The 10,767-nt window shown below is 60.5% G+C and carries 8 protein-coding genes and 1 pseudogene; 3 read left to right on the top strand and 6 right to left on the bottom strand.

Annotated features, from left to right (window positions below; genetic code table 11):
• Nucleotides 1-766 (bottom strand): annotated as a pseudogene (locus tag AC2TEL_RS12930) (hypothetical protein); the annotation flags it as partial.
• 90 nt (nt 767-856) lie between these two features.
• Here AC2TEL_RS12930 and AC2TEL_RS12925 point away from each other — a divergent pair.
• The gene (locus tag AC2TEL_RS12925) at nt 857-1,948 is read left to right on the top strand and encodes a tyrosine-type recombinase/integrase (RefSeq protein WP_480904303.1); all 1,092 of its coding nucleotides are present in this window, start codon (nt 857-859) and stop codon (nt 1,946-1,948) included.
• 54 nt (nt 1,949-2,002) lie between these two features.
• Here AC2TEL_RS12925 and AC2TEL_RS12920 read toward each other — a convergent pair whose 3' ends face one another.
• Nucleotides 2,003-3,109, bottom strand: a complete 1,107-nt coding sequence (locus AC2TEL_RS12920) for a ParB/RepB/Spo0J family partition protein (RefSeq protein ID WP_480842061.1) — start codon at nt 3,107-3,109, stop codon at nt 2,003-2,005.
• On the bottom strand, nt 3,106-4,413 hold the full coding sequence (locus AC2TEL_RS12915) for an AAA family ATPase (protein WP_480862461.1): 1,308 nt from the start codon (nt 4,411-4,413) through the stop codon (nt 3,106-3,108). The genes AC2TEL_RS12920 and AC2TEL_RS12915 overlap by 4 nt, the downstream gene beginning before the upstream one ends.
• A gap of 464 nt (nt 4,414-4,877) precedes the next feature.
• Here AC2TEL_RS12915 and AC2TEL_RS12910 point away from each other — a divergent pair, with 464 nt between their 5' ends.
• Complete coding sequence (locus AC2TEL_RS12910) at nt 4,878-5,561, top strand: DnaA N-terminal domain-containing protein (RefSeq protein ID WP_480842058.1); 684 nt, start codon at nt 4,878-4,880, stop codon at nt 5,559-5,561.
• A gap of 112 nt (nt 5,562-5,673) precedes the next feature.
• On the opposite strand, the gene AC2TEL_RS12905 is transcribed toward AC2TEL_RS12910, so the two are convergent.
• The 3 genes from AC2TEL_RS12905 to AC2TEL_RS12895 all read right to left on the bottom strand — a co-directional run bounded on the left by AC2TEL_RS12905 (nt 5,674) and on the right by AC2TEL_RS12895 (nt 9,736).
• Complete coding sequence (locus tag AC2TEL_RS12905) at nt 5,674-6,453, bottom strand: carnitinyl-CoA dehydratase (protein ID WP_480862459.1); 780 nt, start codon at nt 6,451-6,453, stop codon at nt 5,674-5,676.
• A 3-nt stretch (nt 6,454-6,456) separates the two neighbouring features.
• Nucleotides 6,457-8,472 carry an acetate--CoA ligase family protein gene (locus tag AC2TEL_RS12900; RefSeq protein WP_480904300.1) on the bottom strand — a complete coding sequence of 672 codons (2,016 nt, stop codon included), beginning with the start codon at nt 8,470-8,472 and terminating at the stop codon, nt 6,457-6,459.
• 103 nt (nt 8,473-8,575) lie between these two features.
• On the bottom strand, nt 8,576-9,736 hold the full coding sequence (locus tag AC2TEL_RS12895) for an acyl-CoA dehydrogenase family protein (protein ID WP_480862455.1): 1,161 nt from the start codon (nt 9,734-9,736) through the stop codon (nt 8,576-8,578).
• A 100-nt stretch (nt 9,737-9,836) separates the two neighbouring features.
• Between AC2TEL_RS12895 and AC2TEL_RS12890 the strand changes: the two genes are divergently transcribed.
• Nucleotides 9,837-10,751 carry a GlxA family transcriptional regulator gene (locus AC2TEL_RS12890; protein ID WP_480862453.1) on the top strand — a complete coding sequence of 305 codons (915 nt, stop codon included), beginning with the start codon at nt 9,837-9,839 and terminating at the stop codon, nt 10,749-10,751.
• Nucleotides 10,752-10,767: the final 16 nt, after the last annotated feature.

Below are 10,767 nucleotides of genomic sequence, written 5' to 3'. Positions count from 1 at the left end.
GCGCGTGGCGGTCGAACCGGTGGCCGCTCGAGACCGGCAGAAACGGCGCCAGCCCCCCTGCCCCGGCCCTCATCGCCGCCACCACCGGTTCCAGAATTTCGTCCCATGGCGTGAGCCCTTCCCGGCGCCAGAAGGCCAGATCGCAGGCGGCGCGTGTCATCGCGTGACCCGCGTCCAGCCGCTCATGATGCGCCCGAAACCCCGCGCCAAGCGCGTCCAGCTCCGCGCCCACCGGCCGGCCGGCATCCGGGTCGGGATCTTGTGCATCCGCAACCTCGGCCCGCCCCAGGAAGGCGCGCAGATCATCGGATGCGGACGGGCCCTGCCCCAGCAACCGCCGCACCGCCCAGCTGGCCCGCGCCAGCGACCGCGCCTCGTCTTCCCCGGCCAGGCGCAGGGCGCGGTAGAGCGCGATCTTTTCGGGCCCGAGCCAGATCCCCTCGGCCCTTAAGGTGGCAGAGACAGACTGCAGCGCAAGCCGCTCCCCCACCCCGGCCGGCATCCGGCGCAACCGTTCGCCAAACCGGGCCACCGCCGTGACCGCGGCCAGCAGATCGCGATAACAGGCCTGTTCGGCCCGCAGCCAGATCTCGGGCTGCAGCGATCCTTCCCGCGCCGCCACCGGCCAGGGCAGATCGGTGGGCGCCGCCCCCGGCTCGGGCGCTTGCGGCAGAAACCACAAATCCTCCTCGGGCACCGGATCAGGATCGTAGATCGACCGGGTTGGATCGTCGAACGCGTCGGTATCGTCAGGGTTTGGTGTCATTGGCGACCAAAATATAGATTTTTTGTGTTTTACCAAGCGTATTTTGTGGGGACGGTATTATATCCGATAAGTATCCCTTATCATGCTTGATTGATTTTACCGGGGAATGGGCGCAGAATGCAGGCCATGAAGCCACCTGCCCCCTATCAGCCTGCCGCCTTCCCTGCCCTCTCCATGGCCGATCAGGAGGCTCTCACCGATCTCTATGTGCGTGGCACACCGGAAAACACTCTGCGTGCCTATGAGCGCGACCTGCTCTACATCACGGCCTGGAACCAGGCGCGCTTCGGGACGGCCCTCAGCTGGCCCGAAAGCGAGGCCACCGCGCTGGCCTTTATCCTCGATCACGCCCGCGATCTTGGCGACACGCCAGAGGATGATATCGCGCGCCAGACAGCGGAAACACTGATCGCCCAAGGGCTGCGCAAATCCCTGGCCTGCCCGGCCCCGTCCACCCTGGACCGGCGCATCGCCTCCTGGCTGGCGTTTCACCGGATGAAAAACCTCGCCTCCCCGTTCGAGGCGCCACAGGTGAAGCAGGCCCGGTCCAAGGCCCGCCGCGCCGCCGCCCGCCCCCCGGCCCCGAAATCGCAACACCCGATCACCCGCGATGTACTGGAACAGATGCTGGCGACCTGCCGGGGTTCTCGCCGGGACTGCCGCGACCGGGCTTTGCTGATGCTGGGCTGGGCCTCGGGCGGCCGCCGCCGGTCGGAGATCACCGGGCTGATGCGTCAAGACGTTGCGCTGAAAGAGTTCGATGAGAAAGGTCTCGTCTGGCTATCCCTGCTGGAGACCAAGACCACGGTCAAGGGCGAGACCCCTCGGCTGGTGCTGAAGGGCCGCGCGGCACAGGCGCTGGTGCATTGGATCGACGTGGGCGGGATCAGCGACGGCCCCCTCTTCCGCCCCATCTCCAAGGCCGACCGGGTGCTGAAACGTCGCCTCAGCCCGGATGCGATCTACCAGATCGTGAAACACCGTCTGACACTGGCCGGATTGCCTGCGGGCTTCGCCTCGCCGCACGGGCTGCGCTCCGGCTTCCTGACCCAGGCCGCGCTGGACGGCGCGCCCATTCAGGCCGCGATGCGCCTGTCCCTGCATCGGTCCCTTGCCCAGGCGCAGAAATATTACGATGACGTGGATGTCGCAGAGAATCCGGCAACCGATTTGTTGGGGTGAATGCGCGGAAGGCAAAGAAGTCCATCGCTCTCCCGCATCTTCTCGCGATATTTCTTACCCGTGGGTAAGATCATCTTCTTCTTGTAGATTATCGATCAGCGCCGCAATAGCGCCTTCCAACTTGGCGCGATCAATCCTGGTGAAATCCAGATCGTATCTGAGTTCAATTCGCCCACTGGACGCAGAACATTTTGCGATACCCGCCCTGCCCGAAACCTGAAATGTCGTCTTGGCACGACGCGGTTTACTTGCAGTTTTGGCCTGACTTTTTGCAACCGGAACCGAGTTCACACCCAGAAACCCGCGCAAGATCGCAATTTCTCTGGCGCTATCCCGGTCAGGTTCCGCCATCAAAGCAGTGCTGACTTGACGCACAAGTCCGGGATCACCGTCCAGCTTCCGCTTAAGCTCTACACCTACGTTGCGCGGAATATCGTTGGGATGCATCAACACCTTGTCCAGCATCGCCAACAGGCTCGCAAACGCACGAATATAGCTCCGCTTGGTGTAACTTGCCGATTTGAACAAAATGGCCACGGCCTTGTCGACCTCCGCGCAGTCATTGGCCGGATCTTCGGTATAGGCCCGCGCAAGGGCTCCCATCTCGGCGAATGAGATATCTTTTCGGATCAGATTCTCGTCCACCATACGGCGATAGCTGTCGTCCAGTGCTGCGACTTCGGCGATGCCAGCGGGAATCGTCGTGTAGATGTCATCACTCGTTTCTTCGAGGAGCGCGCGGTAGGCCGACAGGCGCCGCATCCCCTGGATCAGGTCAAATCGACCGTCCGGACGGCGTTCGACCCGGATCGGATTGGACAGGCCGATTTCCTTGATGGACGCCTTCAATTCATCCAATTCGGGATCAGGGCCCGGCTTTCGGTCGCGCTTCAACTTGTCTGTCATGACGTCTGTAAGCGCAATCCGCTCAATCACCAGACCTTCGGACCGCAGCCGAACAAGTTCATGGGCCAGTTTGTCGTTTTCGGCCCGAATGGCATCCTCGGTGGTTTGTTGATCCCGCAAGGCATCTGCATTTTCGGAAATGGCCGCAGCCATTGGCCCGCGCCGTTTCTCGAGTACTTTGTCGGGAACTTTGCCAACCGGAATATCTTCCATCGCCGGCATGTCGATATCGAACATTCTGCGTTTGCGGCTCATGAGTCATCCTCCAGCTTGTCCCAGGCCGACAGCATCACGCCCCGGAATTCCTCATACACGTTGTCAAAGGTCGAGCGCGCGCGGCGCCAGGTCTCGCGGGTCATCTCGCGATAGTCCATCTCGTAGACCGAACTCAGAAAGCGACCGGACTGTTCGACCGCGCGGGTCATTTCGACAGGATGCTCCGCAACATGGTCGCCAAAGACCTTGCGAAAGGCGTCGAACATGGCCAGGTGCAGTGCATTGCCCGGCTCATACCGCGTCAGCAAAAAACGCAGTTCGCAGAACGTTTTGGGTAGGCCGATCTTACCCGTGGGTAAGGTTTTGTCGAAACCATAGGCCAGATCCTCCAACGCCTCGGCCAATTGTCCGATGAACGACGTCGTCGAATCATACTCCCAATAGCCGGGGCCGGAAGGGATGTAGAGCATGTCCGCTGCAAACACCGCGTTCATCGATTGATACCCGATCGCCGGGGGGCAATCGAAAAGGATCAGGTCATAAGCGTCGTCGGGGATTTGATCCAGATAGCGGGAAACGGCAGCAAAAAAAGACCACTCAGGATTGAGGTGACGGTATTGTGCCGAAGCGAATTCGACAAAGGCGGCATTGGCGCAGGAGGGGATCGCATCGATGGTCGACCAAGACGTCTGCTTGATAAAGTCCGAGATGCGCAGATCGCCGAGGCCCATGTCCGAGATCGAAGGCGGCAGTTCACGGCGGGGCAGGGTGGTTCCGGACTGGGCCGCTGCGGGCCTGTTGTTCATACGCTCGGTTTCCCGGATCAGGTCCCGCGCCATGATGCCCCAGACCGTGAAGTCTTCGGCCACGTCCGTCAGCCCCATGGAATGGCTCAGCGTCGCCTGTGGGTCAAAGTCGACGACGAGGACACGATAGCCGTCCAGCGCTGCGGCATGGGCCAGGTGGAGTGCAACGGTTGATTTTCCCGCACCACCCTTGAAGTTCGCCACAGCGGCGCGGATTGCCCGCTTACCCACCGGGCGGGGCGGCATCAGCGATTTTCGATTGACCTTGAGGCGCCGCCGCAGCTCGTTGACCTCATCCAGACTGAACCATCGTTGGCGTCCTTCGGGCTCGACCTCGCCCCCCGGCAGCGAAGGGTCCGCGGCCAGCTTGCCGCGGAAAGTCGATTGGTTGACCCGGAAGATCAGCTCGGAGACTTCCCAGCTGGAAAATCGTCTCAGAGTTTTCTCCATCTCGGGGCTGAATGTCTGCTGCCTGATCCAGCCTTGCAATTTGAGAGACTGATTGCGCAATGCATTCAGGTCTTCGTGCGTGTACATGCCTCTGCCTCATTATATTGGACGTTAATTTTGACCTGTTCGCTTTTTACGCGCGATTTGCATATTTGGCAAAAGAAATTATCATGTGATAGCGATCTTACCCACGGGTAAGAAAACAAAGGGTTCCAGGGCAGCGACCGATTCGGAAGCCATGCCCGGCAGCCATGGGGTCACATTAGCGATGACCACATCATTTAGGGGGACGCTAGAGGCGATATACCCGGATTTAGGGGGACAAAAGCCTCAAATAGGGGGTCACTCTGGCTGTCCCCCTTCACCAATACTTCACCAATTTCTTTAATTATTTTTTGAGGATCATGCGCCGAGTTCCGGTGCCGGACAGTCTTCACTTGACAGAATCGATGCTTTGGACGCTAATCAGTGCAACATCACGAAAAGCGTTGGGAAACGACGCAGAGCTGCGGGACATCCCGCATGAGGCAGACAGAACGGTGAGGACGCGAATGCAGGTTACGAAACCGGTTGGCCGGAATGCGCCAGCCTTGAAATATGATATTCTCTCTGCATTGGGCGTTCATGCATTGTCCGGGGACAAGCACCGGCAACGCAGTATTCTGCGCATTCTGACATTGATAACTACACGGTACAACTGGCGCACCAACGAATTGTCGATCGGTCGCGAGGAGATCGCGCGCCTGTGGTCCGTCGATCAACGGACCGTCAAACGGGAGATGGCCAGGTTTCGCGGTATGGGGTGGATTGCGGTCAAGCGACCGGCGGCGCGTGGCCGAGTGGCCGTGTATGAACTGGACCTCAAGCAGATCATGATCGACACGTCCGAAATCTGGCCGGTCATCGGAACGGATTTTCAGGAGAGGATGGGGCAGGGGGCCGAGCCTGAAACCAACATTGTTCCCTTCAAGGTCAAGCCCCCACCCGAGGCGCCGGCAGGCGATGATGTCTGGAGCCTTGTTCAGGCCGCGTTGCACGCCCGCGACCCCGAACTGTGGTCAAGCTGGTTTCAGCATCTCAGTGAGGCCGAAAGGGCAGGGGGCGTGGCAACTCTTGTGGCCCCGTCGCGCTTCATGGCGGATTACATCGCGCAGAAATGGACCGGGCGATTGCTGGCCGCATACGGGCGGGTTGACCCGTCTGTAAGGTCGGTACGCCTTGAAACGGCTGAATAGGGCCTGCATCGCGGCCTGACGGCGTCGGTCACGACATCCTGACGCGTTTGGCGCCGCAATCTGAGATGCGGCGGGTTTTCCCGCCGCGACCACGTTTCGATAGAGGGGTACTTTACTTGCCTTTCCAGACCGGATCGCGCTTTTCGGCAAAGGCGCGCGCGCCTTCCAACTGATCCTCGCTGGCATAGAGCACGTCGACAGTGCGCAGCTGGCGTTTGGTGATGCGGTTCATGGCGTCCTGAAACTTGCTGTCTTCCGCATCCCGCACGACTTCTTTGATTGCGGCGTAAACCAGCGGCGGACCCGAGGCCAGCAGGCGTGCCAGTTCCCATGCGCGATCCATCAGTTGGTCGGCGGGAACAACTTCGTTCACCAGACCCCACCGGTTGGCTTCTTCGGCGTCGAACCAGCGCCCGGTCAACAGAAGCTCCATGGCGATGTGGTAGGGGATGCGCTTGGGAAGTTTGACGCTGGCAGCATCCGCAACGGTGCCCGAGCGAATTTCGGGCAGGGCAAAGGTCGCATGTTCGGCCGCCAGGATCATGTCAGCCGAGATGGCCAGCTCGAGCCCGCCTCCGCAGGCAATTCCGTTCACCGCAGCGATGACCGGCTTGTTCATGTCGCGCAGCTCTTGTAGGCCGCCAAATCCGCCAACGCCGTAATCTCCGTCAACGGCGTCACCGTCGGCCGCAGCCTTCAAATCCCAACCCGGGCAAAAGAACTTGTCACCCGCGCCCGTCAGGATGGCGACGCGCAGGTCGGGGTCATCGCGGAACTCGGCAAAGACCTCGCCCATGACACGGCTGGTAGCCAGATCGATGGCGTTGGCTTTTGGCCGGTCGAGCGTCACTTCGAGAATTGCGCCGTCGCGACGGGTTTTGATCGGGTCCATGTCTCAGGCCTTTCTGATGAGGGCATCCACTGCAACCGCCTTGTCAGGCGTGCAGAGAAGCGGGTTAATCTCGACCTCGCCAAGCGTGTCGGCATTTTGCATGACATAGGCCTGAACGGCCTGAACTGCGGTGATGATCGCATCCATATCAGCCGGCGGCTGACCGCGATAGCCCGACAGCAACGGCGCGATCTTCAGTTTCCCAAGGGCGGCGCGGATGTCATCGGGGGTGCTGGGCACCAGCAGCGATGTGGTATCGCGCAGCACTTCGGTCAGCACGCCGCCCGCGCCGAGTGTCAGAACGAATCCATGGGCCGGATCGCGCACGACGCCGACCAGCAGCTCGGCTACGGTTCCGGTAATCATTTCTTCGATCAGGATCTCGTCGGTGCCGATCTCTGTGGCCACGTTCGCCACGTCCGCAGCCTGAACCCCCAGGCGAACGGCGCTATGTTCGGACTTGTGCGCCAGACCGACACCTTTGACGGCAAAGGGCGCCTCCAGCTCTAGCGCGGCGGACCAGGCCTCAGCAGCGCCGCGCACTGTCCGGTTCTGCGGTATGCGCAGGCCGTGATTGGCCAGCGCCTGTTTGGACTCACCTTCGGTCAGGGTCCGGGTCGCTTCGGCCTCGCCCGGCAGGCAAACGGGATCAATATTGGGTGCCGTGATCTGACTGGCTGCGCGTGCGGCGGACAGGGCTTCTCGCAGACCCATCAGGGGGACAACGCCGCCATCCATCAGCTTTTGTGCAACGTCTTCGGGTAGGAGTTCCGGCAGCGTTGCAGTGATGGCGAAACGCGCACCGGTCTCGGCCCGAACTTTCAATGCGGCGCGCGAGGCACAGGCCCAATCCGTGGCATCGGTGGTCGGGTAGTCGACAATCGAGAAAGTCAGGTCGATGTCATCCCCGGTCATCCCGGACCATGCCCGTGCCATCGCACCCTCGTCGCGCCAGACATAAGTGTGATAATCCAATGGGTTGCTCAAAGCCACCATTGGCCCAAGTGCATCGCGCAATCTGATCTTCTTGTCGTCGGTCAGGCGGGGGAAGGTTAATCCGGTGCCAACCGCCATATCCGCGATCAGACTGGCCTCACCCCCCGAACAACTGATCGAAGCGATATTGCCGCCCGGCAACGGACCATAGCAATGCAACAGTTTCAGTGTTTCGAGAAAGTCGGGCAGGGCGGGCAGGCGCGGAATGCCGAGGCGTTCCAGCAGTGCCTGCGCTCCTGCGTCGCTGCCCGCCAGCGAGGCAGTGTGAGATACGGTCGCCGCCTGCGCCTGTTCGGACGCGCCAACTTTGAGGGCGACAAGCGGGATACCCTTTTGATGCGCCTTGGCCGCCAGTTCCTCCCACTCGCGGATATCCTTGAACCCTTCGATATGCAGACCCACCGCGGTAACGCGCGGATCGTCGATCAGCGACGCAGCAATCTCGGCCTGGCTGGTCTGGGCCATGTTTCCGCAGGTCACCATATAGGCAATCGGCAGTCCGCGTTTTTGCATGGTCAGGTTGATCGAGATATTCGAACTTTGCGTCAGGATCGCGACACCCTTTTCAACCCGAACGGCGCCGTGCTGATCCGGCCACAGCAGCGCCCCGTCCAGCGCGTTGATGAAGCCATAGCAGTTCGGCCCCAGAATTGGCATGTTGCCCGCTGCAGTGATCAGTTGATCCTGCAGGTCCCCGCCGGTGTCGTCCTCGGCCACCGCCTCGGAAAAGCCCGAGGCGAAACACACGGCCCCGCCCGCACCCGTATCAGACAACAGTTTTACAGCCTCGATGGTGGCGTGCCGGTTGATGCCGATGAAGACTGCATCAGGCGCGGCTGGCAGGTCTTCGAGCCGGGAAAAAACCGCATGCCCGGCGATTTCGCGGGCATTGGGATGCACCGGCCAAATCTGCCCGGCATAGCCCATGCGTTCCGATTGCAGGATAACCTGTTGACACCACGCGCCGCCGCCTATGACGGCAATGGTTTTCGGGCGCAGCAGCCGGGAAAGATCTTTGTTCATTGACGATCCTGATCGTGGCGTTTGGAAAGGCCCCCGGCGGAGAACAGGTTCAGCAGGTTGAGAGCGTTGCCTGCCATAACCAACCCTCCGCCGGGACGCGGTCTCATGCCCCCAAGGGGCGCAGAAGATCGCGGCTTATGATGTGGCGCTGAATTTCGCTGGTGCCGTCCCAGATGCGCTCGACCCGGGCGTCACGCCAGAAGCGTTCGATCGGGAAGTCATCCATCAGACCCATGCCGCCAAAGATCTGCAGTGTCGTATCCGTGACCCGTGCCAGAGTTTCGGACGCGTAGAGCTTGGCCGAGGCGATCTCGCGGTTCGAGGGCAGGTTCTGATCCAGACGCCAGGCCGCAGACAGGGTCAGCCAGTCGGCGGCATCAATTTCGGTGATCATGTCGGCGATCTGGAACCCGACACCCTGGAACTTGCCGATGGGCTGACCGAACTGCTTCCGCTCGGCGGCATAGTTCAGCGCGTAGTCAAAGCAGCGGCGCGCGCGACCGACCGAAAAGGCCGCGACCGTCAGGCGGGTGGCATAGAGCCATTCGTTCATCACCGCAAAGCCGCCATCGACCTCGCCCAGAACCTGTGCGTCCGGCAGGCGGCAATTGTCGAAATAGAGGATGTAGTTCTTGTAACCCCTGTGGCTGACCGAGTTATACCCCTCGCGCACTTCGAAACCCGGCGTGCCACGGTCCACAAGGAAGGTGGTGATCCGCTTTTTCGGGCCCTTCGGGGTTTCATCCACGCCGGTCGCGATGAAGACGATGAAAAAATCGGCGTGTTCCGCGCCCGAAATAAAGTGTTTCGAGCCGTTGACGACCCAGTCTCCGCCATCCCTTACGGCCTGGCATTTCATGCCGCGCACGTCCGATCCCGCATCCGGTTCGGTCATTGCCAGCGCGTCCATCTTTTCGCCGCGTACTGCGGGCAGCAGGTAACGCTCGCGCTGGTCGTCGTTGCAGGCCATCAGGATGTTCTGCGGGCGGCCAAAGAAATGCGTCAGCGCCATGGACCCGCGACCCAGTTCCCGCTCGACCAGTGTGAAATCGAGATGCGACAGGCCGGCACCGCCAACCTCTTCGGGGAAGTTGCAGGCATAGAACCCCAGGTCGATGCACTTCCGCTTGATGTCCTCACCAAGCTCATGCGGCACCTGGCCCGAACGCTCCACGGCGTCTTCATGCGGGTAGATTTCGTTTTCCACAAAGCTGCGAACGGTGGAAACGATCATTTCCTGTTCGTCGGACAAACCAAAATTCATAAGGCGGCTTCCTTTGATAGGTGATTGACGGATGAAACCGCAGCGCATTATGCAATGGCATGCTGAATTGGCTTGTTGTCGTGCAGAACTGGAAAAATTGATGCAGAGATTCAACTTTGTTCTGTTTGACGGGTTCTCGAACCTTTGCCTTGCAAACATGGTCGAGCCTTTACGCGCGGCGAACACGTTGTCGCGTAAACCGCTTTATGCCTGGCGATTCTATTCGATGGACGGACTGCCCGTCCAAAGCTCCAGTGGTTTGCAGGTTTCACCCCATGATGCGTTGGGGCAGGAGAAGGGCGATGTTCTGGTCGTCATGCCCTCCTACGGGTTTCTGAAATTGGACTCAGCACAGGTTGCCCGCGCGCTCAGGGCGGCTGCCAAGCGGCACGTAAAACTGGCCGGGTTGGACACCGGTAGCTGGCTGCTGGCCCGTGCCGGTCTGCTGGATGAGTGCCGTGCCACGATCCATTGGGAAGAACTGTCCCGATTTGAAGAGACGTTTCCCAATGTCGACGTGGTACACGAACGTTTCGTAATCGACGGAAACCGGATGACCTGTTCGGGGGCGATGGCCACCTTTGATCTGACCGACAAGCTGATCCGTGCCGATCACGGGCCGCTGTTGTCGATGGAAATTGCGTATCTGCTGATGCACCGGGGAACCCCACAGGCCTATTCCCTGCCGATGAAGTCCGAAAGCTCATTGGTGAACCGCGTGTTGGCGATCATGCAGAACGCGCTGGAAACGCCAATTCAGATATCGGAGATCGCCAGCAAGCTGGGATGTTCTCAAAAGAAGATTGAAACCTGCATTCGATCGGACCTTGGAACGACCCCGCGTGCGCTATATCGGCGACTGCGGTTGAACCTCGCCCGCAAGCTTGCTGCCGAAACCGATCAGTCGGTGGCCGAAATCGCCAGCCGCTGCGGCTATGAGAACCCCAGTGCGATGACACGGGCATTTCGGGCCGAGTTCGGGCAGACCCCCACTGCATTTAGAAACAACGTTTGAAACGATCAGTGCGACC

The sequence above is a fragment of the Ruegeria sp. HKCCD9138 genome, assembly GCF_057220975.1.
This window is presented reverse-complemented; position numbering and strand designations above follow the sequence as displayed.